This window comes from Bradyrhizobium tunisiense, from assembly GCF_042263385.1.
GTDB classification, from domain to species: Bacteria; Pseudomonadota; Alphaproteobacteria; order Rhizobiales; family Xanthobacteraceae; genus Bradyrhizobium; species Bradyrhizobium tunisiense.
Genome location: NZ_JBHLEV010000003.1, coordinates 1,109,196 through 1,132,283 on the forward strand (window position 1 = coordinate 1,109,196; position 23,088 = coordinate 1,132,283).

General features: G+C 65.1%; 21 protein-coding genes. 13 read left to right on the top strand and 8 right to left on the bottom strand.

The features are described from left to right. Position 1: 1 nt before the first annotated feature. The 9 genes from ACFDR6_RS18605 (at position 2) to ACFDR6_RS18645 (ending at position 11,012) form a co-directional block, all read left to right on the top strand. Positions 2 to 883, top strand: coding sequence for a branched-chain amino acid ABC transporter permease (locus ACFDR6_RS18605; RefSeq protein WP_375859092.1), 882 nt, complete (start codon positions 2 to 4; stop codon positions 881 to 883). Continuing rightward, positions 880 to 1,899 carry a branched-chain amino acid ABC transporter permease gene (locus tag ACFDR6_RS18610; RefSeq protein WP_212080714.1) on the top strand — a complete coding sequence of 340 codons (1,020 nt, stop codon included), beginning with the start codon at positions 880 to 882 and terminating at the stop codon, positions 1,897 to 1,899. The genes ACFDR6_RS18605 and ACFDR6_RS18610 overlap by 4 nt, the downstream gene beginning before the upstream one ends. Next, the gene (locus tag ACFDR6_RS18615) at positions 1,859 to 2,788 is read left to right on the top strand and encodes a polyphosphate kinase 2 family protein (RefSeq protein ID WP_375859093.1); all 930 of its coding nucleotides are present in this window, start codon (positions 1,859 to 1,861) and stop codon (positions 2,786 to 2,788) included. Before ACFDR6_RS18610 ends, ACFDR6_RS18615 begins: the two co-directional genes overlap by 41 nt. Continuing rightward, positions 2,785 to 3,822, top strand: a complete 1,038-nt coding sequence (locus tag ACFDR6_RS18620; protein ID WP_212080716.1) for a patatin-like phospholipase family protein — start codon at positions 2,785 to 2,787, stop codon at positions 3,820 to 3,822. The genes ACFDR6_RS18615 and ACFDR6_RS18620 overlap by 4 nt, the downstream gene beginning before the upstream one ends. A gap of 826 nt (positions 3,823 to 4,648) precedes the next feature. Continuing rightward, positions 4,649 to 6,973, top strand: a complete 2,325-nt coding sequence (locus ACFDR6_RS18625) for a mechanosensitive ion channel domain-containing protein (protein ID WP_375859094.1) — start codon at positions 4,649 to 4,651, stop codon at positions 6,971 to 6,973. A 102-nt stretch (positions 6,974 to 7,075) separates the two neighbouring features. Continuing rightward, the gene (locus ACFDR6_RS18630; protein ID WP_375859095.1) at positions 7,076 to 8,077 is read left to right on the top strand and encodes a Bug family tripartite tricarboxylate transporter substrate binding protein; all 1,002 of its coding nucleotides are present in this window, start codon (positions 7,076 to 7,078) and stop codon (positions 8,075 to 8,077) included. A gap of 347 nt (positions 8,078 to 8,424) precedes the next feature. Continuing rightward, a complete protein-coding gene (locus ACFDR6_RS18635; RefSeq protein ID WP_212080719.1) occupies positions 8,425 to 10,077 on the top strand; it encodes an NAD-dependent malic enzyme in 1,653 nt (550 codons plus the stop codon). A 171-nt stretch (positions 10,078 to 10,248) separates the two neighbouring features. Continuing rightward, complete coding sequence (locus tag ACFDR6_RS18640) at positions 10,249 to 10,767, top strand: septal ring lytic transglycosylase RlpA family protein (protein WP_375859096.1); 519 nt, start codon at positions 10,249 to 10,251, stop codon at positions 10,765 to 10,767. 89 nt (positions 10,768 to 10,856) lie between these two features. Next, positions 10,857 to 11,012, top strand: a complete 156-nt coding sequence (locus tag ACFDR6_RS18645) for a hypothetical protein (RefSeq protein WP_212080721.1) — start codon at positions 10,857 to 10,859, stop codon at positions 11,010 to 11,012. A gap of 67 nt (positions 11,013 to 11,079) precedes the next feature. On the opposite strand, the gene ACFDR6_RS18650 is transcribed toward ACFDR6_RS18645, so the two are convergent. The 3 genes from ACFDR6_RS18650 to ACFDR6_RS18660 form a co-directional block, all read right to left on the bottom strand. Beyond that, positions 11,080 to 11,385: a hypothetical protein gene (locus ACFDR6_RS18650; protein ID WP_212080722.1), complete on the bottom strand. Its 306-nt coding sequence runs from the start codon at positions 11,383 to 11,385 to the stop codon at positions 11,080 to 11,082. Positions 11,386 to 11,500: 115 nt separating this feature from the next. Then, the gene (locus ACFDR6_RS18655; protein WP_317242597.1) at positions 11,501 to 11,773 is read right to left on the bottom strand and encodes a hypothetical protein; all 273 of its coding nucleotides are present in this window, start codon (positions 11,771 to 11,773) and stop codon (positions 11,501 to 11,503) included. Positions 11,774 to 11,905: 132 nt separating this feature from the next. After that, the gene (locus tag ACFDR6_RS18660; protein WP_375859097.1) at positions 11,906 to 14,593 is read right to left on the bottom strand and encodes a flavin-containing monooxygenase; all 2,688 of its coding nucleotides are present in this window, start codon (positions 14,591 to 14,593) and stop codon (positions 11,906 to 11,908) included. Positions 14,594 to 14,854: 261 nt separating this feature from the next. Between ACFDR6_RS18660 and ACFDR6_RS18665 the strand changes: the two genes are divergently transcribed. Next, positions 14,855 to 15,031, top strand: a complete 177-nt coding sequence (locus ACFDR6_RS18665) for a hypothetical protein (RefSeq protein ID WP_249152892.1) — start codon at positions 14,855 to 14,857, stop codon at positions 15,029 to 15,031. Between the two features lie 77 nt (positions 15,032 to 15,108). Continuing rightward, entirely contained in the window at positions 15,109 to 16,578 is a 1,470-nt protein-coding gene (locus ACFDR6_RS18670) for a carboxylesterase/lipase family protein (RefSeq protein WP_375859098.1), read from the top strand. Positions 16,579 to 16,586: 8 nt separating this feature from the next. Here ACFDR6_RS18670 and ACFDR6_RS18675 read toward each other — a convergent pair whose 3' ends face one another. Continuing rightward, entirely contained in the window at positions 16,587 to 16,766 is a 180-nt protein-coding gene (locus ACFDR6_RS18675; protein ID WP_212080727.1) for a hypothetical protein, read from the bottom strand. A 151-nt stretch (positions 16,767 to 16,917) separates the two neighbouring features. On the opposite strand from ACFDR6_RS18675, the gene ACFDR6_RS18680 reads away from it, so the two are divergent. Then, complete coding sequence (locus tag ACFDR6_RS18680; RefSeq protein WP_375859099.1) at positions 16,918 to 17,712, top strand: DODA-type extradiol aromatic ring-opening family dioxygenase; 795 nt, start codon at positions 16,918 to 16,920, stop codon at positions 17,710 to 17,712. Positions 17,713 to 17,780: 68 nt separating this feature from the next. Here the strand turns inward: ACFDR6_RS18680 and ACFDR6_RS18685 are convergent, their stop codons facing one another. The 3 genes from ACFDR6_RS18685 to glgC are packed head-to-tail and all read right to left on the bottom strand — an operon-like array spanning position 17,781 to position 20,792. After that, positions 17,781 to 18,041 (bottom strand): SemiSWEET transporter, encoded by a 261-nt coding sequence (locus tag ACFDR6_RS18685; protein WP_212080729.1) that lies wholly within the window; start codon positions 18,039 to 18,041, stop codon positions 17,781 to 17,783. 37 nt (positions 18,042 to 18,078) lie between these two features. Then, positions 18,079 to 19,533: a glycogen synthase GlgA gene (gene glgA, locus ACFDR6_RS18690; protein WP_375859100.1), complete on the bottom strand. Its 1,455-nt coding sequence runs from the start codon at positions 19,531 to 19,533 to the stop codon at positions 18,079 to 18,081. Beyond that, a complete protein-coding gene (glgC, locus tag ACFDR6_RS18695; protein WP_375859101.1) occupies positions 19,530 to 20,792 on the bottom strand; it encodes a glucose-1-phosphate adenylyltransferase in 1,263 nt (420 codons plus the stop codon). The genes glgA and glgC overlap by 4 nt, the downstream gene beginning before the upstream one ends. 282 nt (positions 20,793 to 21,074) lie before the next feature. Here glgC and ACFDR6_RS18700 point away from each other — a divergent pair, with 282 nt between their 5' ends. After that, positions 21,075 to 21,512: a hypothetical protein gene (locus tag ACFDR6_RS18700; protein ID WP_212080732.1), complete on the top strand. Its 438-nt coding sequence runs from the start codon at positions 21,075 to 21,077 to the stop codon at positions 21,510 to 21,512. A 439-nt stretch (positions 21,513 to 21,951) separates the two neighbouring features. On the opposite strand, the gene ACFDR6_RS18705 is transcribed toward ACFDR6_RS18700, so the two are convergent. Further along, entirely contained in the window at positions 21,952 to 22,932 is a 981-nt protein-coding gene (locus tag ACFDR6_RS18705) for an ABC transporter substrate-binding protein (RefSeq protein WP_375859102.1), read from the bottom strand. Positions 22,933 to 23,088: the final 156 nt, after the last annotated feature.

Genomic DNA, 23,088 nt, shown 5'->3' on the forward strand with positions numbered 1-23,088 from the left:
CATGCAGGCGTTCCTGGATATTTTCGACATCTACCTGCTGGAGGCCGTCATCAACGGCATCCTGCTCGGCGGCGTGCTGGCACTGCTCGCGCTCGGACTCAATCTGATCTTCGGCGTCATCGACGTAACCTGGATCTGTTACGCCGAGCTCGTGATGATCGGCATGTATGCCATGTACTTCATGGTGCAGTTTTACGGCGTCAGCTATTTCGTCGCAGCGCCGTTCACCATCCTGCTGGTCGCGCTCCTCGGCGCCGCCTTGCACTACCTCGTGATCGCGCCGCTGCTCACCGCGCCGCCGATCAACCAGTTGCTCGCGACCGGCGGCGTTCTGTTCGTGCTGCAGAGCTTTGCCACCGTCGCCTTCGGCATCGACTTCCGCAATCTCGGCATCCGCCTGCCGGTGCTCGCCTTCGGCGACATGAATTTCAGCTATGCGCGGCTGCTGTCGTTCCTGGCCGCGCTGGTCGGCATGGTCGCCGTCTACCTGTTCATGACGCGGACCTTCACCGGCACCGCCATCCGCGCCATCTCGCAGGACCGCCAGATCATGGCGCTGATGGGTGTCGACACCAGGCGGATCTATCTCATCACCTCCGCGCTCGGCGGCGCGCTGGCCGGGCTCGCGGCCTGCCTGCTGGTGCTGCAATATGACGTGCACCCCTTCGTCGGTCTCTCCTTCGGGCCGATCACCTTCCTGATCTGCGTGCTCGGCGGCCTCGGCAATTTCATCGGCGGCTTCATCGCCGCGTTCGTCTTCGCCGAGATCATCTCGCTCGGCGGTCTGTTCTCCGATCTCGAATGGGGCTACGTGCTCGCCTTCGCCTTCTTCATCGTCATGATGTTCATCCGGCCCGCGGGCCTGCTTGCGAGGCGCCGATGATGGGACAGGGGCGGCTCGCAGCCTGGGGGATCGGATTGGCGGCGCTGGTTGCGCTTCCTTTCGTCTATCGCGACCCCTATCATCTGCACATCCTGGTGCTGATCCTGATCTGGTCGTTCGCCTATACGTCGTGGTCGATGATGGGGCGGTTCGGCCTCGTTTCGCTGGGCCATGGCGGCTTCATGGGGATCGGCGCCTATGTCACCGCGCTGCTGTGGAATCATCTCGGCGTGTCGCCCTGGATCGGCATTCCCGTCAGCATGGTCGCGGCCGGCGCGCTGGCGCTGATCGTCGGCTATCCCTGCTTCCGTTTCCGCATCACCGGGCACTATTTCGTGCTGGTCACGCTGGCGCTGTCAGGCATCGTGCTCCAGGTCATCACGGCAACGCGCGACTACACCGGCGGCTCGCTGGGCTATACGCCGAACCGTGCGACCGGCAACAAGCTGCTGGCGCTGCAGTTCGACGACAAGACGACCTGGTACCTGATCGCACTCGGGGTCTGGCTTTTCGGCATCGTGGTCTGGCATTGGGTCGACCGCAGCATGGCGCGCTACGCCCTGGAGGCGATTTCGGAGGACGAGGACGCCGCCGCCGCCGCCGGCGTCGACGTCACCGCGGAGAAGCTGAAGATCACGCTGCTCAGCGCGGTGATGACGGCGCTGGCGGGCGCGATCTACTGCCAGTACCAGATGTTCATCACGCCGGACACGGTCAGCGGCATCGCGGTGTCGCTCCAGATGGTGTTCGCGGCCATCGTCGGCGGTCTGTTCGTCTCGCTCGGACCGACCTTCGGCGCCGTGATCACCATCCTCCTGGCGGAGACCCTTCGCATCGGCTTCGGCACCAAGGCGGTCGGCTGGGACAATCTCGTCTATGGCGTGCTGCTCGTGCTTTTCATCATATTCCTTCCCAAGGGCATCCTTGGTAGCGTGCTCGACCGATTGAAGCCGCAACGCAAGGTGTCCCGCGCTCATGAGCAAGAAGCCGTCCCAGTCGCTCGCCCAGGAACTTGACCGCTACATCACGCCATTCCGCTATGATGGGTCGGGCAAGTTTCATCTCAAGGCGCACAAGACCGACGAGAAAGGTGATCTCGACAAGGAGAAGGCGCAAGCGATCCTCGAGGCCAACAAGAAGCGGCTGATCGGGTTTCAGGAAAAGCTCTACGCCCAGGATCGCTGGTCGCTCCTGATCGTGTTCCAGGCCATGGATGCCGGCGGCAAGGACAGCGCGATCAAGGCAATCTTCGAGGGCATCAACCCGCAGGGCTGCGAAGTCCATGCCTTCAAGGCGCCGAGCAGCAAGGAGCTCGACCACGATTTCCTCTGGCGTCACGCCGTCGCGCTGCCCGAGCGCGGCCATATCGGCATCTTCAACCGCTCCCATTACGAGGAATGCCTGGTGACGCGCGTGCACCCGGAGATCCTCGCCAAGGAAAAGCTGCCGCCGAGGCTCGTCACCAAGAACATCTGGAAGGAGCGGTTCGAGGATATTGCCGCCTGGGAGCGCTACCTCTGCCGCAGCGGCACCGTGGTGCTGAAATTCTTCCTCAACATTTCCAAGGACGAGCAGCGCGAGCGCTTCCTCGACCGGCTGGAGGAGCCGGCCAAGCAATGGAAGTTCTCGATGGGCGACATCGAGGAGCGCGCGCTGTGGCCACGCTATCAGGCGGTCTATCAGGACATCGTCCGGCACACCGCCACGCCTTACGCGCCCTGGTATGTCGTGCCCGCCGACCACAAATGGTTCGCCCGCGTCGTGATCGGCTCGGTCATCAATGCGGCGCTCGAAAAGCTCGACTTGCGCTTCCCGCACGCCGACAAGGCCTCGCTGCGGGAATTCGACGCGGTGCGCAGGGCGCTGGAGCAGGAAGAAAAAGGGGGCAGGAAGCGAGCAACGTGACAGCCAGTAGGACCGCGGACCGGAAGAACGTCAGCTTCGCGCTCCAGGGCGGCGGCGCGCACGGTGCCTTCGTTTGGGGCGTGCTCGACCATGTGCTGGAGGACGGCAGGCTCGGGATCGAGGCAATCAGCGCCACCAGCGCCGGTGCGATGAACGCAGTTGCCATGGCCTCCGGCATGGCGAACGGAGGCGCTGAGGCGGCGCGGGAGAACCTGCACGCTTTCTGGTACGAAGTGTCGCGCATGGACATGGCGTACGATCTGCTCTCGCCGCTCAACCAGTGGATCCAGGCGCTCAAGCTGCCGCCGGAATATCATCCGGTTCACGCCTTCATCCACACGCTGACGCACACGCTGCCGCCGAACCTGCTCAATCCCTTCCACATCAATCCGCTGCGCTCGCTCTTGCAGCGCGTCGTCGATTTCGACCGGCTCAATTCCGCGCCTGAGTCGCCAGCGCTGTTTCTCAACGCCACCAATGTCCGCACCGGCAAGATCAAGGTGTTCCAGAGCCCGCATCTCACCGCAGAGTCCGTGCTGGCCTCGGCCTGCCTGCCGCCCTATTTCCAGGCCGTCGAGATCGACGGCGAGCATTACTGGGATGGCGGTTATCTCGGCAATCCCGCGATCTATCCGCTGATCTACCGCAAGGGCAGTCATGACGTTGTCATCGTGCAGGTCACCGCGATCCGTCGCGACGAGCTGCCGACCAGTGCCGCCGACGTCCTCCACCGCATCAACGAGATCAGCTTCAATTCGTCTCTGATGCGCGAGATGCGTGCGATCGCCTTCGCCACGCGGTTGATCGACGATGGCGAGCTCGACAGCGCGAGACACAGCCGCATGTACATGCATTGGATCGGCAACGATCAGCTGATGTCGCAGCTCGGCACGGCCACGCAATTCCATCCCGAATGGAGCCTGTTGTGCCGCCTGCGCGATGAGGGCCGCGCGGCTGCGCAAAGCTGGCTGGCGCGCAATTTCGACCGGGTCGGGACGTCCTCGACGGCAGACCTGGCCGACATGTTTCTTTAGGCCGGAGACAATAATTGCGAAAACAACCCCATGCACAGTAGCCGGGCGTAGCAAAATCAATGGCTTGCTGGGGCGTCATGTGGCTGCTGATTTTACGAATCGAATTGACCTCCCCCTGCTTTGCCCGGCGCGGAACTCGTGCGTCCAATTGTGATCTCTCTCCCGATTGATCCCGCTTGACAGTCTTGTGTCACAGGAGGAGCATGGCCATGGTCGCAAACAAGCGACGCGCAACGTCCACCTCATGAGCAAGGGGAGGTCTATGACTCCACCTCCGCAAATCCAGCCGCGTTAAGTGCGATGGAGCTCGTTCGGACTATCGCATAGCGGCGAAAACCGCGAACGGCACGCCGGGTCAAGGTTTAGCGGGCTGCATCAGTGAGGCAAAGCCCCTACCTTCCCGGCGCTGTATTTTGCTCACCGATCGTGTCGGATGGCCGTGATCAGGCCGGTCGCGACAGGTGGTGTTGACATCCTCCTTTCTCCTCCTCCTCGCCGTCATTCCGGGCCGACGCCCGGAATGACGGGAGCGATCGCGTATGACGTGTGGACGTGGCTCGCGTCGGATTCCACACCGTCGTGGCCGCGCTTGTCCCGGCCATCTGCCGCACAAGCTGCTGAAAGTCCCGCGGAATGACCGATCGCGCTGCGTTGGACTGAAGGGCCCCATCTTCGCACTGCGGCAAATGCCAAGAGATTGTCGTCTCCTCGGCCAACTTCCGACACAGGCGACGGGCGAATAGCGGCAATCCGACATGACGCATGCGCTTTGCGCGGTGACGGCCACGGCACCGCGTGTCGCATTCATTTTTTTCAGGGAATCCGCGTGTCGCATAAGATCGTCCCGGCGCTCCTCGCCGCTCTCTTCCTCGCGATCTCATCTCTCTCCGTCGCCCGCGCCGAGACGCCGGCCGCGAGCAGTGCCGCCGCGTTGTCGCCCGAGGAAGCCAAACGTGCGCTGGAGACGCTCCAGGACGACAAGAAACGTGCGCAGATGATCGATACGCTGCGCACGATCGCCAATGCGTCTGGTCCGCAAGCGCCAGCGTCCGACCAGAAGTCGCCCATCCCGCTCGCTGCCGACGGCCTCGGTGCGCAGCTCCTGCTCACGGTGTCGGAGGAGATCGGCGCGATCTCGAGCGAGATCGCCAGCGTGGCGCGGACGCTGACGCACTTCCCGGCGTTCTATTACTGGATCGTGCGGACCGCGAACGATCCTGCGGCCTACAATCTCCTGATCGAGATTGCCTGGAAGCTCACACTGGTGCTCGGTTGCGCGCTCGCGTCCGAGTGGGTGCTCTTCCGCCTGATCCGGCGTCCTGTCGCATTCCTGGAAGGACGCGTGCCGCAGATGGCGGGCCTGCCGTCTCAGGCGCTGCCCATCGCCGATCCACCGTCGTCAGTCGCCGACGTGACGCCGGCACCCGACTTGCAAAAGCGCCGCCACGGCCTGGCGCGGATCTGGCAGGTCGTGCTGCGGCTGCCTTTCGTGCTTGGGCGCCTCGTGCTCGAACTGCTTCCGGTGTTCGTCTTCATGGGCGTCTCCACCGCATTGCTCGGAACGGAGATCGGTGAGCCCACGACCGTCCGCCTCGTGATCCTCGCGGTTGCCAACGCCTATGCGTTCTCGCGCGGGCTCATCTGCGTGATCCGTGCGCTGGCGGGGCCGTTCGGCCTGTTTCCCGTCAGGGCCGAGACCGCGGCCTATGTCGAGATCTGGGCGCGCCGCATCGTCGGCGTCGGCGTATCAGGCATCGCCTTCGCCAACGTGGCGCTGCTGCTTGGCCTGCATCGTGCCGGTTACGCCGCGCTGCTCCGCATGGTGATGCTGGTCGTGCATCTCTTCATCGTCGTCATCATCCTGCAGTGTCGCCGCCAGGTCGCGGACGCCATTCGCGCGCCGGCCGACCAGGCGGGAATCGCGGCGCGGCTGCGCAACCGCGTCGCCGGCGGCTGGCACTATCTTGCGATCGCGCTCGATCTTGCGCTCTGGGCGGTGTGGGCGCTCAACATCCGCAACGGCTATTCGCTGCTGCTGCAATATTTCGTCGGCACCATCGTGGTCGCGGTGATCACGCGCGTCGCCATCATGCTGACACTGAGCCTGATCGACCGCGGCTTCCGCATCAAGCCGGAGATCCTCCAGCGCTTTCCGGGCCTCGAGATCCGCGCCAATCGCTACCTGCCGCTGCTGCGCAAGATCGTCTCCGGCGCGATCGTCCTCATCGGCTTCGTGGCCGTGCTCGAGGTCTGGGGCGTGGACGCCATCGTCTGGTTCTATGGCGGCCAGATCGGCAGCCGGCTGATCTCGGCCGTGGTGACGATCGGCGTCGCCGTCCTCATAGCTGCGGCGATCTGGGAAGCCAGCAACGCGCTGCTCGACCGCCAGATCAACGCGCTGTCGCGGGACGGCCACTATGCCCGTGCCGCCCGCCTGCGCACCTTCCAGCCGATGCTGCGCACCGCGCTGCTCTGCCTGATCGCCACCGTGGTCGGCCTCACGACGCTGAGCGAGATCGGCGTCAACGTCGCGCCGTTGCTCGCGGGGGCCGGCATCGTCGGCATCGCCATCGGCTTCGGCTCGCAGAAGCTGGTGCAGGACCTCATCACCGGTCTGTTCCTGCTGCTGGAGAACACCGTGCAGGTCGGCGACAATGTCAGCGTCTCCGGCCTCTCGGGCGTGGTCGAGAACGTCTCGATCCGCACCATCCGCCTGCGCGCAGGCGACGGCGCGGTGCACATCGTGCCGTTCAGCGCGGTCACGACCATTACCAATGCGAGCCGCGGCGCCGGCAACGCCTCGGTCAGCGTCAACGTCGCCTACAAGGAAGACACCGACCGCGCCGGCCAGATCCTCAAGGACATCGTCGACGAGATGCGCCGCGAGCCCGAATTCCGCGCGCTGATCCGCGGCGACCTCGATCTGTGGGGTATCGACAAGGTCGACGGCGCGATGGTGACGATCGTCGGCCAGATCCGCTGCACCGAGGCCGGCCGCTGGCCGGTCCAGCGCGAATTCTACCGCCGCATGAAGCTGCGCTTCCAGCAGAACGGCATCGACGTCGCATCCGCCACCCAGACCATCCTGATGCATATCGCGCCGTCGGCAGACGGCTCGGCTCATCTGACGCCGCGGCGGGCGGCCGGATAGTCGCCCGGCGGGAAATTTCCGGCTTGCCTCCATCCACCCGGCAGCGTTCACTCTGCCTGCAGCCCGCTGCCAACATGCGGGCGACGACAATGGGTGGGTGGAATGACACGAGGGCTATGGGCCGTCTTGCGCGGCCATGCGATCGTCTTGTGCGCGTTGGCCGGCTCTGCAGCGTGGACGGCGCCGGGTCAGGCGCAGCCGCCCCCCTCGCGCCCCATGACCCTCATCGTACCGTTCGCGGCGGGCGGTCCGACCGATACGCTGGCGCGGATCCTGTCGGAGCGGATTGCCGCCGAGCTGCGCACCACGGTCGTGGTCGAGAACGTGGCCGGCGCCTCGGGCAGCATCGCCGGCGCCCGCGTCGCGCGCGCAACGCCTGACGGCACCACGATCACGATCGGTCATTGGGGCACGCATGTGCTGAACGGTGCGATCCTCAAGCTGCCTTATGACGTCGTGGACGACTTCGAGCCGGTTGCAATGATCGCGATGGGCACGCAGCTCATCGTCGGCCGGACGTCGCTCGAGGCGAACGATCTCAAGGGGCTGATCGCCTGGCTGAAGGCCAATTCCGGCAAGGCCACCGCCGGCACCTCGGGGGCGGGCACAGGAGCCCACGTCGCCGCCGTCTTCTTCAAGGACAAGACCGGCACCGACTTCCAGTTCGTGCCCTATCGTGGTGCAGGGCCCGCCATGATCGATCTCGTCGCCGGGCAGATCGACATCATGTTCGATCAGGCGGCGAACTCGCTAGCACACGTCAAGAGCGGCGCGATCAAGGCGTTCGCGGTGACCTCGCCGACGCGGCTTGCGTCCGCCCCCGATATCCCGACCGTCGACGAAGCCGGCTTGCCCGGGCTCTATATTTCCTACTGGCACGGCATCTGGGCACCGAAGAACACGCCGAAGGAGATCGTGGCCAAGCTCAACGCAGCCATCGTCGCCGTGCTTGCAGATGCCGCGGTCAAGCGGCGCTTTGCCGAATTGGGACAGGAGATACCACCGCCCGACCAGCAGACGCCGGCGGCGCTCGCGGCTTTCCAGAAGGCCGAGACCGCGAAATGGTGGCCGATCGTGAAGGCGGCCAACATCAAGCCGGAATAGCTGCGCGCGGCGCCGCATCCCGAAGGTCTTCTCGTCATTCCGGGGCGCGACGAAGTCGCGAACCCGGAATCCATTGCGCCACCGTCTCCGCGGCCCGATGGATTCCGGGTTCGCGCTGACGCGCGCCCCGGAATGACGAGCGGAGAGTGGGGGCGCTGCTCTTAGTACCTACCATGAGGAGAGCGTCGCCCCGCCATTAACCCTTTATCGCGCGATTACTAGTCGTTCGCGACAATCTCGCTGCGGTGCGAGATCACAATCGATACCTTGCTCTCTACGTCCTTGATCTCGTTGGTGCGCTGGCCGACAATGTCCGCCGTTCAATGTGAAGCTCCTTGGGGGAATTCGTGAATAGACCTGCCCGGGTCGTTGCCCAATCGACGTCGTCCAATCCGCCGCAAGGCATGTCGCTGTTGCGCGATCCCTTGCTCAACAAGGGCACCGCTTTCACGGAATCCGAGCGCGACGCACTCGGCCTGCGCGGCCTCCTGCCGCCTTGCGTGCTGACGATGGAGACGCAGGCTCAGCGCGTCCTCACCAATCTGCGCACGCTGCCGACCGATCTGGAGAAATACGTCGCGCTGAACGCGTTGCATGACCGCAACGAGGCGCTGTTCTTCCGCGTCGTCGTCGACAATATCGACGAGATCCAGCCGATCATCTACACGCCGACGGTCGGGCTCGCCTGCCAGAAATACGGTCTGATCTTCCAGCGGCCGCGCGGCATGTTCATCTCCTCGCGTGACCGCGGCCAGATCGCCGAGCTGCTGAAGAACTGGCCCTATCAGGCCAAGCTGATCGTCGTCACCGATGGCGAGCGCATTCTGGGACTTGGCGATCTCGGCGCCAACGGCATGGGTATTCCCGTCGGCAAGCTGTCGCTCTATTCAGCCTGCGCCGGCGTGCATCCGGAAGCGTGCCTGCCGATCGTTCTCGACGTCGGTACCAACAACGAAGAGCTGTTGAACGATCCCTATTATCTCGGCCTGCGCGAGCGGCGGCTCACGGGCGAAGCCTATGACAGCTTCGTCGACGAGTTCATGCAAGCAGCGCGACAGACGTTTCCGGGCGTGCTGATCCAGTTCGAGGATTTCGCCAACCATTCGGCGTTCAAGCTGTTGCACAAATATCGCGACGAAGCCTGCGTCTTCAACGACGACATCCAGGGCACCGCGGCGGTGGCGCTCGCCGGCCTGTTCTCGGCGCTGCGCATCTCCGGCGGCAAGCTCGCCGACCAGCGCATCTTGTTCCTCGGTGCGGGCGAGGCGGCGACCGGCATCGCCGATCTCGTGGTCTCCGCCATGATGGCGGAGGGCGCAACGGAGGCCGAAGCGCTCCGGCGCAACTGGCTGGTGGATTCCCGCGGCCTCGTCGTCGGCGGTCGCGAAGGCCTATCCGGCCACAAGCTGCGCTATGCTCATGCCGACCAGGCGCCGATCTCCGACTTTCTCACCGCGATCAAGACGCTGAAGCCGACGGCGATCATCGGTGTCGCCGCGGTCGGCGGTGCCTTCACGCCCGAGGTTCTCAAGACCATGGCCGAGCTCAACGCGCAGCCGATCGTGTTCGCGCTCTCCAATCCGACGTCGAAGGCGGAATGCTCGGCGGAGGATGCCTATCGCTACACCGCCGGCCGCGCGCTGTTCGCCTGCGGCAGCCCGTACGACCCGGTGAAGCTCAATGGCCGCACGTTCGTCCCGCGCCAGGGCAACAACTCCTACATCTTCCCCGGCGTCGGCCTTGGCGTCATCGCCAGCGGCTCGCGCCTCGTGACCGACGAGATGTTCATGGCGGCCGCCCACACGCTCGCCGATTGCGTCGGCAAGGACGACCTCGCGCAGGGCAGTCTCTATCCGGCGCTGCCGCGCATCCGCGAGGTCTCCATCCGCATCGCCGCGGCGGTCGCGGACGTCGCCTATCAGCGCGGGCTCGCGGACGGACCGGCGCCCAACGACGTCAAGGCCCTGGTCCAGTCCCGGATGTACGAGCCGCATTACTGAGACAGCGGATCGGCCGGCCACCTCTGGTGGCCTGTCCCTTTTCGGTACGCCTCACTGTGGTGGAATCGTCACAGGCCGGCGCGAAACGGCGGCGGCCTCAGCACCGCTTTTGTTCCGACAAGGTTCTGCCCCGATTGCCCACCGAAAATCCGGCCGTTCGGAGGGCGTACCATGTCTCGTATTGCACGTGCCGAAACTGCCCGGATTTCCTTCGCAACCTCGTGCCGGCTGTTGCTGGCCATCGCCGCCGCCGCCTCGCTTGCCGCCTGCGCGCAATCCCCGGTCGGCCGCCAGAAGGCTGATCTCGCCGGCGCCAGCCGCCAAGCCGCGGTGGAGCGTCCGCACAAAGTGGCGGCGCTGCATCCACGCCCGATCAGCCGGGCGCGTCTTCCCGCCGGTGACGCGAAGCAGACCGCTTCGCATGGCATCGCCAGCTTCTATTCCGATACCGAGACCGCGAGCGGCGAGAAGTTCGACAAGAACGAGTTGACCGCGGCGCATCCCAGCCTGCCGTTCGGCACCAAGTTGCGCGTCACCGATACCAACTCCGGTCGTTTCGTCACGGTCAGGGTCAACGATCGCGGGCCCTATATTCGCGGGCGTGTGGTCGACATTTCCCCTTCCGCGGCCGAGGCGCTCGGCATGGTCGACAAGGGCATCACCAATGTCCGGCTCGAGGTCGTGCAATGAGCTCGCACCATCGCGGCGCTTAACCGGCTGTTAGTTGCTCTGTCGCACCATACCTGTCCGACAATTCGGGGCTTTTGGGGAGGCGGCGTTTGAACACGATCCAGTATCTCGAAGATCAGGCGGCGCGCGCCGAGCGGCTCGCCAAACGGATCACGGATACGATGACGATCGAAAGGCTCCTGACCTTTGCCGGCGAGCGCCGCCGCGAGATCGAGGTCATCGCCGGCAAGCGTCGCAGCGCGTAGTCCCGCAAGCCAGCCCGGCGCGCTTCCGCTCCTCGCGTCCTTGTCGGAGCGATTGGATCACGCCCGCTCAGCTATGGCGCTCGACGAAGTCGCTGAGATAGTCGGGCAGCTCCAGGCCGTCGATCTCGCAGCGCGCCTTGATCTCGCCGGCGACATCGGTCGAGATGTCCTTCATCCAGTGTTCGAGCGTGTTGAACGAGATCACCTTGATGGGGTCGTTGAAGCAGCCGGCGACGAACTCGCGGATCGTGGCTTCGAGATCACTCCGCTCGATGCGGATTTCAGTCGCCTCGTCGCGGCGGTCGATCACCACGAACAGGGTCTGGTCTGCACCGTAGGGCACGACCGGGGATGGCACGCCAGCTCCAAGCATCTCAGACACTCACGCCTTGGCTTCCGATCCCCGTTAACGGGAAGAGTCGGACGAAGGTTCCTGTGGGTGTACGAGACGCTTGCCGTGCACGTGCAGCTTCGGCGTCTGCACGCAATCAGAGAAATTCTCTCCAGCGCGATAGCTCGATGACGTGCTCGGGCGAGAGGACATCGGTGACCAGCGGCGGCTGCGCCGCCGTATGAATCTCATAGAGATGCCTGGTCGCCGCCGGCTTCTCGATGAACGCCGAGATGCATTCGTCGAGCGTGCCCTCGCTCACCTGGTACGGCTTGCGGTCCGGCTGACGCTGGTTGGCAAGCGACGGCCATTTATAAAGCACCGCGAGCGCGCCGAAATCGACCTTTGACTCCGAAACAACGTCCCCCATCGCCCCGCCTCACGCAAGAAATGCCCCAGCACGCGGTCTTGCGTGCCGGGGCTCACACCTGTCGCTGCATCTCAATGCACCGGATATAACGCAGTCGTCGGGAAAAAGTTCCCGGCGGTCCGCACGTCGCCTTCAGCTCGCGGCCGCCGCGATCCGGTGCCCCGGACTGACATGACCATGGCTGTGTTCGTCGCTGCTGCTGATCTCCGGCGGCAGCCCGGCGAACCGCCGCAACGCCTCGGCCATCTGCACCCGGCCAGGCGCGCCGGTGATCACCACGTCCACCATCGCGAAGGACGAGTGGAAATGGCCGTGCGCCCTGAGCTGCTCGACCGGGACGCCGGCCGCCGCCATCGCCTCCGCATAGGCGATGCCTTCGTCGCGCAGCGGATCGAACTCGCAGGTGGCGACGAGGGCCGGCGGCAGCCCGGCGACCTTGCCGCGGAGCGGCGAGACGCGCGGATCGGTGCGGTCGGCCGGCGAGCAGTAGAGGTCCCAGAACCAGTACATCAGCGAGCGCGTCAGGAAATAGCCCGTCGCATTGTCGTTGTAGGAGGGACGGTCGAAGCTGCAGTCGGTGACCGGGCAGATCAGGAGCTGGCCGGCGATCTCGGGCCCGCCGCGGTCGCGCGCGAGCTGGCAGGTGACGGCGGCGATGTTGCCGCCGGCGCTCCAGCCCGCGACCAGCACCGGGCCCGGCTTGCCGCCGAGCTCGGTGGCGTGCTCGGCGATCCAGCGTGTCGCGGCATAGCCGTCTTCGGCCGCGGTCGGGAAGCGATGCTCGGGCGCGTGGCGATAGCCGACGCTGACGAACATCATGCCGGTCCGCCGCACCATGTCGCGGCAGAACGGCTCGTCCGACTGCTCGTCGCCGAGCACCCAGCCGCCGCCGTGGAAATAGACCACGACCGGATGCGGTCCCGGCGTGGCCGGCTTGTAGACGCGGTAGGGCAGCTCGCCGCCGGTGACGGGCAGGGTGCCGTCGACGATGTCGCCGATCGGCCGCCCGGCAGGCCGGCTCTTGTTGAACTCGTTGACGAAGGCGCGAGCACCTTCTGCGCCCATCGTCTCGATCGGCGGCAGGTTCAGCGACGCGAGCAGGTTCAGCACCAACCGCACGTCCGGCTGCAGGCGCACCACCTCGCCGTCATTGCACTGCGCGGCGCCATCAGGGCCGGCGAGCTTGAAGCCGAGCATGCCGCGGCTGACCACCTCGTCGCAGATGCTGCGATAGGGCCCGACACCGCCGGTATAGGGCATCAGGCCCTGCACCTTGCCGGGCACGTTGGCGCCCGTGTACCAGGTGTTGGCGAGCCGGTGCAGCGTCAGCGTCGCGCAGTCGGCCATGTGCCTGTTCCAGCCGGCCTGCGCCGTCTCGGTCGGCTCCATCGTGGCGAAGCCGGCATCGCGCAGCGCGGCCAGGCGGTCGACCACCCAGTCGACATGCTGCTCGATCGACACCGCCATGTTCGACAGCACCGACGGGCTGCCTGGGCCGGTGATCATGAAGAAGTTCGGGAAACCCTCGACCGTGAGGCCGAGATAGCTCTGCGGCCCCTGCGCCCAGACGTCGGACAGCGACTTGCCGCCGCGGCCGGTGATCGGATGCACGGCGCGGATCGCGCCGGTCATGGCGTCGAAGCCGGTGGCGAACACGATGACGTCGACGTCGATGCTGCGCTTGGCCGTGGTGATGCCGCCGGCCGTGATCGTCTTGATCGGCTCCTGGCGCAGATTGACCAGCGTGACGTTCGGCCGGTTGTAGGTGGCGTAGTAATTGGTGTCGAGGCAGGGGCGCTTGGCGCCGAAGGGATGATCGTCCGGCATCAGCGCTGCGGCGGTCTCGGGGTCCTTCACCGCGGCGCGGATCTTCTCGCGGATCAGGTCCTGGACGATCCTGTTGCCGTCGATGTCGACGGCCTGGTCGGCCCAGAGCTGCGTCAGGATGTGAACGAGATCGCCGGCCGCCCAGGCGCGTTCGAACCGCTCACGACGCTCGGCATCGCTGAGCTGCCAGCTCACGACTGTCTGCTGCGGATAGGGCACGCCGGCCATCGATTGGCGCGCCTGCTCGCGATACGCCGCGCGATCGCTTTGCAGCAGGCTCATCCGGTCCGACGGCGCCGGGCCGTTATGCGCGGGCAGTGCGAAGTTCGGCGTGCGCTGGAATACGGTGAGATGCGCCGCCTGCTCGGCGATCAGCGGGATCGACTGGATGGCCGAGGAGCCCGTGCCGATCACGGCCACCCGCTTGCCCGCAAGGTTGACGCCGTCATGCGGCCAGCGTCCGGTGAAGTAGACCTCGCCCTTGAAATCCTTGACGCCGTCGATCTCCGGCGGCTTCGGCGCCGAAAGGCAGCCGGTGGCCATGATGTAGTGGCGGCAGGAGACCGGTGCGCCCTTGTCGGTGGTGATGAGCCAGCGCTCGGCCTTCTCGTCCCATCTGGCTTCGGTGACCTTGGTCCCGAAGCGGATGTCGCGCCTGAGATCGTAGCGGTCGGCGACGAAGCCGAGATAGCGCAGGATCTCGGGCTGGGTCGCGTATTTCTCCGACCAGGTCCAGGCCGTCTCGAGCTCCGGATCGAAGGTGTAGCTGTAATCGATGGTCTGGATGTCGCAGCGGGCGCCCGGATAGCGGTTCCAGTACCAGGTGCCGCCGACATCGCCGGCCTCTTCGAGGCCGACTGCCTTGAAGCCGGCCTTGCGCAGGCGATGCAGGAGATAGAGGCCGGCAAAGCCGGCGCCGACCACGGCGACATCGACCTGCTGAGCGGTTCCGCGTTCGTCGGAGGCACGTGTAGCAACCATTGCGTCAGGCATCGCATTCCTCCCGTATGTTTTGTTTTGCCGGCAGGCTATCGCCGCAGGTTCAGCTTGTCATCACAGCAAGTGCAATCTTCGGTGGTCGTTTGGGCGGCATCATGGCCACGTGAATCCTGCGGCGCTACACGCATCGCGATGCACAATGGCCGTGATTACCCGGGGTAATCATGTCCGATCCGTCTGTGTATGCTTGCGGCTACAAGCCACGCGTAGCGACCGAGCGTCATGCCAGAGTTGAGTGAGCGAACCAAAGCGAACATGGACGTCGTCCTGGAGGAGACGTGCCGCCAACTGCCGCATGGCGGCGATCATGACAGCCGCAGGTTCATCGCCGAGCGCCTGATCGAGGCAGCACGGGCGGGCCATTCCACGCTCGGCGAGCTCGGCATCGTCGCGCGCCACGCGCTGGCAGAACTCATCGCCAAGGGCGGTTAGGTCGCGCGAGGCTTGCCTCTCTGACGGCCGCGGACGTAACCTGCAGGAAACCGTCCGCGCATCGAGATGCCCCGAAGATGCGTTTCCTGCTTTCACTTCTCGCTGCTTGCGTTTTGCATGGCGCCGCTTCGGCCATCGCCCAGCCGGTCGGACAGTTTCCGTTCGCGCTGACGCGTGAAGGACAGATGCTCGGCGCCGTCGCAGGCGAGGTGGCCTCGTTTAGGGGACTGGCCTATGCGGCGCCGCCGGTCGGCGCACTGCGCTGGCGGGCCCCGCAGCCGACGCCCGAAAGTTCGGAGATGCGGACCGCCTACGACTATGGCGCGCCGTGCCTTCAGCTCTCGTTGGCGGCCTCGAGCGAAGATTGTCTCACGCTGAACGTGTTTCGTCCCTTCGGGGTCGATGGCCCGCTGCCGGTGATGATGTTCATCCACGGCGGCGGCTTCATCAGCGGCACCGCGAATGAGCGGCTGTACGATGGCGCCAGGCTGGCGCAGGCCGGTCTCATCGTGGTCACCGTGAACTATCGCCTCGGTGCGCTCGGCTGGCTCGCTCATCCCGTGCTGTCGGAAGACGGCTCCGGTAATTACGGGCTGATGGACCAGGTCGCCGCGCTTCGATGGGTTCACGACAACATCGCTGCGTTCGGCGGCGATCCAGGTAACGTCACCTTGTTTGGCAGCGATGCAGGTGCGACGTCGATCGCGCTTCTGATGCTGTCTGCGCAATCGCAGGGTCTCTTCCAGAAGGCCATTCTGCAATCGATCCCCGGTCGCGCGCGGTTGCGCCCGGCGCAGGAGGCGGAGGCTGTAGGCCGGCAGTTCGTGGCGGCGCTTGGACCACAGGCGGATGTGCGCGCCGCCGAACGGCGAGGCCTGCTTGCCGCCGAGAGCGGACTCTTGAAGACATCGCGGCGCAGCTTCGCGCCGATGATGGACGGACATCTGGTGACCGAGGATATTGCCGCGGGCTTTGCGGCCGGACATCAAAGCCGCATTGCCCTGATCATCGGCTCGAACGATGACGAGACCGGTTTCGACGGTGAGCTCGAGATCAAGGAGGAGCTCGCATCCTCGGGCATCACAAGCGACGAGCTGCGCGGGCTCTATCCCGACCTCGCGACGCCCTCGGAGCGTGCGGCACGGTTCTATACCGACAAGATCTTTTCCGAGCCCGCAAGATTGCTGGCCCGCCTGCATGCCGCACGCGGTGCGGCGACGTTTCGCTATCGCTTCGCCTATGTGCCCGAGTTTCGGCGCGCCAACCCCGAGGGCGGGCACGGGCGGGAGCTGCAGTTCATCTTCGGCGTGGAAGGCGTACCGGGAGCGGGCATCTTCTCGCGAGGCGATCGCGAGGCCGCAGGCCGCATGCGATCCTACTGGATCAACTTCGCCAGGAGCGGCGATCCCAACAGTCCCGGTCTGCCGCATTGGGACCAAGCCGCAGGCCGCGATCGGCTGCTGCTGATCACGAACGATGGCATCGCCAGCGGAGACGATCCCGCCGCGGAGCGTCTCGACCGGCTCGCAGGCGAGAGCAAGAACTGAGTTTGGACTTAAGCCGCGAGCTCGACGCGCGGCGCGGGCGTCAGCCGCTCTTCCTCCAGATAGTCCATCGCGCCGTCCTTCTCGACGGCGTAGAACTGCTTGCCTTCGCGTGACTTGAAGGCGGCGCGAACGATGCCGCGGCGGCCCTTGTCACTGTTCACGACGTCCCCCAGCGCAAACTTCTTCATCTCACGTCTCACTTGTCTTCAGGCCGACTGCTTCGGCCCCGTCCGGATCTTGGGCGGCAATCGTTAACGGCTTGCTAACCATGCCGGTTTGCCTATGCTCGCCGGCGTCGCGCGGGCACCGGCACGCGCATTTGCCGACGAGACGGACCCCATGACGCGATTTCCGACCCTGTTCCTGTCGCATGGCGGCGGTCCCTGGCCGTTCATGGAGGACAGGCGGGTGCAATATGCCAGGACCGCCGCGGAGTTCGGCCGGCTGCCGCAGCTGCTGCCGGAAAGGCCCAAGGCCGTGCTCGTCATCACCGGCCATTGGGAGGCCGATGCCTTCACCGTATCGACCGCGGCGCATCCGCCGATGGTGTACGACTATTACGGTTTCCCCGAGCACACTTACCACCTCAAATATCCGGCGCCGGGCCAGCCCGAGCTCGCCGCGCAAGTGAAGGCGCTGCTGACGCGCGCGGGGCTCGATTGCCGGGAAGATCCCAATCAGGGTTTCGATCACGGCACCTTCGTGCCGCTCGGGCTGATGTATCCGGACGCCGACATGCCGATCGTGCTGCTCTCGCTGAAGTCGAGTTACGAGGCGGCCGAGCACGTCAAGGTCGGGCAGGCGATTGCATCGCTCCGCGATGAAGGCATTCTGATCGTCGGCAGCGGGCTGACTTATCACAACATGCGCGGCTTCAACCGGCCGGAGTCCAAGCCGGTGTCCTATGACTTCGAGGCGTATCTCAACGAGGCGATCAGCAACCCGGATCCGGCCCGCCGCAACGCGATGCTGGTCGATTGGGAAAACGCGCCGAGCGCGCGCCTGGCGCATCCGCGCGAGGACCATCTGCTGCCGCTGATGGTGGCCGCCGGGGCCGCCGGCAGCGACGTGGGTCATCGTGTTTTCGTGGATGAAGTCGCCAACGTCGCGATGGCATCGTACAAATTTGGATGAATCGTAAGGGCGGCGTGCGCCTTAACCCTCTCCCGCAAGGGGAGAAGGAAGAAGAGTGCGTCGCTACCTCACCCGTATTTCAGCTTCATGAACAAAATGCCGCCGGCGAGCACCATGGTGACGGCGTTTGCCGCGACGAGCGGGGCATCGCCGGAGAGCAGGCCGTAGACGAGCCAGAGCGCCAGCCCCAGCACCATGACCAGGAACATGCCGAGCGAGATGTCGCCGGTGGAGCGGGTCTTCCACACCTTGATGGCTTGCGGCGCGTAGGCCACGGTGGTGCAGGTGGCGGCGGCAAAGCCGATCAGCTTGATCACGAAGGGGTCCATGGCGGCTCTATAGCATGGATTCGACGACGGCTAAGCCTCACGCGCGCGACGTCATGAGATTGCGGTACAGCGCGGCATAGTCGCCGGCGCGGCCACGCCAGGAGACGTCGGTCGCAAGGCCGTTCCGTTGCAGCCGGCGCCAGGTCTGCTTGTCGTGGAAGGCGATGTTGGCCTTGCGCAAGCTGCCGGCGAAGGCATCCGCCGTCACGGGTGCGAACTTGAAACCGGTGGCGTCGCGGCCGGAGGCGTCGGCCTCGCCGATATCGACGATGGTGTCCTCGAGCCCGCCGACGCGCGCCACGATCGGGACGGCACCGTAGCGCAGCGCGCAGAGCTGGGTCAGGCCGCATGGCTCGAAGCGCGAGGGAACGAGAAGCGCGTCCGAGCCGGCCTGGATCAGGTGCGCCAGGATCTCGTCATAGCCGATCACGACGCCGATCCGGCCGGGATTGGCGCGGGCGGCGGCCTGATAACGATCCTGGAGATCGCGGTCGCCGCTGCCGAGCAGCGCGAGCTGCATGCCTTCGCCCAAAATGGTCGGAATGACATCGAGCAGGAGATCGAGCCCCTTCTGCCACGACAGCCGGCTGATGACGCCGAGCAGCGGCGCCTCGTCCGAGGAATCGAGGTTGAACTGCTGCTGCAGCACCGCCTTGTTCGCGGCCCGGAACGTCAGGTCTTCCGCGCCGTAGCGGTAGGCGATGTGCGGATCTTCTTCCGGATTCCACACCGAGACGTCGATGCCGTTGAGGATGCCGCTGAGCACGTGCGCGCGTGCGCGCAGGAGGCCGCCGAACCCCATGCCGCCTTCGTCGCTCTGGATCTCCCGCGCGTAGGTCGGCGACACCGTAGTGATGCGATCGGCGAATTGCAGGCCGGCTTTCAGGAAGCTGATGCCGCCGAAATATTCCAGCTCGTTGACGTTGAAGGCGTGCCAGGGCAGGCCGATCGATCCGATCAGCTCAGGCGCGAACTTGCCCTGATAGGCCATGTTGTGGATGGTCATCACGGTCGCGGGCCGCGGGCGATTGTCGTAGTGCAGATAGGCCGGCGCGAGCCCGGCCTGCCAGTCGTGGGCGTGCACGACGTCGGGCACGAAGGCCGGGACGAGGCCTTGGCCGATATCGGCGGCGATGCGCGACAGCGCCGCAAAGCGCACGCCATTGTCCGGCCAGTCGACGCCCTCGCTGGTGACGTAGGGGTTGCCCGGCCGCGCATAGAGATGCGGCACGTCGAGCACGAACAGGTCGAGCCCCTCGTGGGAGCCGGCGAGCAGCCGTCCGGGACCGCCAAAATAATCCGGCCAGTGCCGGATCTCCTCGACGTTCGATACGCGCCGCATCACGTCGGGATAGCCCGGCATCAAGGTGCGCATCTCGACGCCATGCGGCTTCAGCGCGATCGGCAGCGCGCCGGCGACATCGGCAAGGCCGCCGGTCTTGACGATGGGATAGACTTCAGAAGCGACCGCGAGGACGCGAACAGGCGTCATTTATTGAGACCGTCGATCATCGGCTGGGTGACCAGCGAGATGCCCTGCTCGGTGGTGCGGAAGCGTTTCGCGTCGAGATCGGGATCTTCGCCGACGACGAGGCCTTCCGGAATTTCGACGCCACGGTCGATCACGACGTTCTTCAGGCGCGCGCCGCGCCCGACATTCACATAGGGCATGATCACGGCGTTCTCGACATTGGCATAGGAATTGATGCGCACGCCGGTGAACAGCAGCGAGCGGCGCAGCGAGGCGCCGGAGATGATGCAGCCGCCCGAGACCAGCGAGCTCACGGCCTGGCCGCGGCGGGCCTCCTCGTCATGAACGAATTTCGCCGGCGGCGTGATCTCCGCATAGGACCAGATCGGCCAGGCGCGGTCGAACAAATCGAGCTCCGGCACGACGTCGGTGAGATCGATATTGGCGGACCAGTAGGCGTCGACCGTGCCGACGTCGCGCCAATAGGCGCCGTTGTGCCCGTTGGTTCGCACGCAGGAGGTCGAGAACTGGTGCGCGATCGCGCGGCCGTTCTTGACGAGGTAGGGAATGATGTCCTTGCCGAAATCGTGATTGGAGTTCGGGTCCTCGGCATCGCGCTTGAGCTGGTCGAACAGGAATTTGGCGTTGAAGACGTAGATGCCCATGCTGGCGAGCGAGACGTCCGGCTTGCCCGGCATCGGCGGCGGATCTTTCGGCTTCTCCAGGAACTCCTGGATCCAGCCGTTCTCGTCGATATGCATGATGCCGAAGCCCGAGGATTCCGCGCGCGGCATCTCCAGGCAGCCGACCGTGACGTCGGCGCCGCTCTCGACGTGCTGGCGCAACATCACCTCGTAATCCATCTTGTAGATGTGGTCGCCCGCCAGCACCACGATGAAGCGGCAGGCGTGGGATTCGATGATGTCGATGTTCTGGTAGACCGCGTCCGCCGTGCCGACATACCACATGTTCTCGGAGACGCGCTGGCTCGCGGGCAGGATGTCGAAGCTCTCGTTGCGCTCGGGGCGGAAGAAGTTCCAGCCCATCTGAAGGTGGCGGATCAGGCTATGCGCCTTGTACTGGGTCGCCACCGCGATCCTTCGGATGCCTGAATTGACGGCATTCGACAGCGCGAAATCGATGATCCGGGATTTTCCGCCGAAATAGACGGCGGGCTTGGCGCGCCGGTCGGTCAGCTCCAGAAGCCGGCTACCGCGCCCCCCGGCCAGGACGAACGCCAGCGCCTGACGGGCAAGCGGCTCATTACCGACGGCACTCATGTCATCCTCCCACTCTGGCATTTCGGGGCTTTCTGTCGCGACAAGGCCCCGCGGTCCCGCGCCCACTGGAACCGATAGTAATGGTACGCATAGTAAATCGTGAAGTAGGTTGTTGGTTGCGAAGATGGGAAGCTTAATGCTTTCGTCTTGGCGATCCAGCAGCACGCCGGTGGGCGGGACTTGTGCGCCGCACGCAAAATCCGGCTTTGATTCGGCGCCGGGATACCCGATCATGGTGGTGCGATCCTTTTCCAAGCGGAACGTCACACAGGGAGTAAGACGATGAGGATTTGGAGAACGGCAATTGCCTGTGGCTTGGCCGGCGCGGTCGTCGCCGGCGAAATCCAGCAGGCGGCGGCAGCCCCGCTGCCGACCAACGTCGCGAGCATGAAGGCCGCGGCCAGCAACGATGTTACGCCGGTGCATTGGCGCGGCGGCGGCTGGGGAATAGGCATTGGCGGTCTCGCCGCCGGTGCGATCATCGGCGGCGCCATCGCAGCCGGTGCGCCGTACGGCTATGGCTATTATGGCCGCCCGTATTACGGCGGCTATGGATATCCCGGCTACGGCTATGGTTACGCGCCCGCCTATTACGGCTACGCGCCGGTTTATTCCTATCCACGCTATTATGGCTATCGCAGCTACTATCGGCCCTACCGCCCCTATTACGGCGGCTACTACCGGCCGTATCCGCGTCACTACTACCGCGCCTATTGGTGAGGTTGCGTGGCTCGAGCATGATCCGGAAACGTCTGAAGCGGTTTTCCGGAACGATCATGCTCAAACAATGAGCTGAAGCGCGATGAGGATTCGAGATCTCATCGCGCTTTAGAGCGAGAGCCAGACGAGCAGGCTCATGCATGCGAAATGCATGAGCGCGATCGCGGCGAGATGCAGCGGGCCGGCCCTGAGACTAGGCCAGCGCATTCCGCCGCTCTTTGCATTGTTGGACTTGCTCATGTCGTGAACACGGTGCGCTCCTTCCCCCGCATGCGGGGGAGGGTCGGGGATAGGGGGGCTCTGCAAAGGGACAATCCCCTGGAGGAGAAAGCCCTCACCCGGCGCGCGGGACGATGCTTCGCATCGCCGGTACGCGCCGACCTCTCCCGCAAGCGGGAGAGGTGGAGCGAGCCTGCCGCCCACCGGAAGATCATCACGTCTAGTTCGACCCCGCCGCCGCGGCGGTGAAGCTGCGGTCGACGGCTTTATTCACGTCGAGCTTCTTCGGCAGGATACCATAGCGCGTCGAGCGGTCGGAGGCTGCCTGCACCTCCTTCACCACGTTCTCGTCGAGCACGATCGGGCTAGTGCGCTGTGCGGTGTAGGCCGAGAGCAGCACGTCTTCCGGCAGCTTGGTCAGTTCGGCCGTGTTCCTGGCGTATTCGGGCAGGTGATCCAGCGACCATAGCCGCGCTTTGTTGAGCCGTTGCACCAGGTCCCGCACCGCTGCACGTTTGGTGGCGATGGCGTTGTCGGACGCGACGATGAAGGTGATGGTCGGCGTCAGTCCTTCGCCGTCGGCGATCACGCGAGCCTTGTCCTTCAGTGTCGCGAACGACACGTAGGGCTCCCACACCGCCCAGGCATCGATCGAGCCGGCGAGCAGCGCGATCTTGGCGTCGACCGGCCCGAGCGGCGCGAAGGTCGCATCCTCCAGCTTGATCTCTGCCTTCTCCAGCGTGGCGTCGATCAGGAACTGGCCCCAGCCGCCACGTGTGCCGGCGAGCCGTTTTCCCTTGAGGTCGGCAGCCGATTTGATCGGCGAATCCTGGCGCACCAGGATGGCCTGCGTCTTCGCGTCCGATCTGGTGCCGCCGATCGCCTTGATCGGCGCGCCGGCCGCATAGACCGACAGGAACGAGAGATCGCCGGTATAGCCGACGTCGAGCGCACCGGCGTTGAGCGCCTCGAGGATCGGCGCGGCCGCGGGAAATTCCGACCATTCGATCTTGTAGGGCAGGTCTTTCGCATAGCCGGAGATCTCGAGCAGCGAGCGGTTGCCGCCCTTCTGGTCGCCGACGCGCAGCAAGACGGTGTCGGCGGCGAACGATGCAGCAGCCGACGACAAGGTGACGGCGGCGGCAAGCAGCGATGCCGCGAGACGGCGGGTGAGGGCATGATGACGGGAGTTGATGCGCATGTGGCCTGTCTTGTTGCTTTGCTCACGACGCGTGAGCGAACGATGCAGCGAGACGATCAAGTCTATGATCGCGCGATGCGCAGTCAATGAAATGGCCGTCCGTATTGCGCGTGCGTCAGGCAAGGACGTTTCATCGAATGGCCGCGCGCGAGAAGA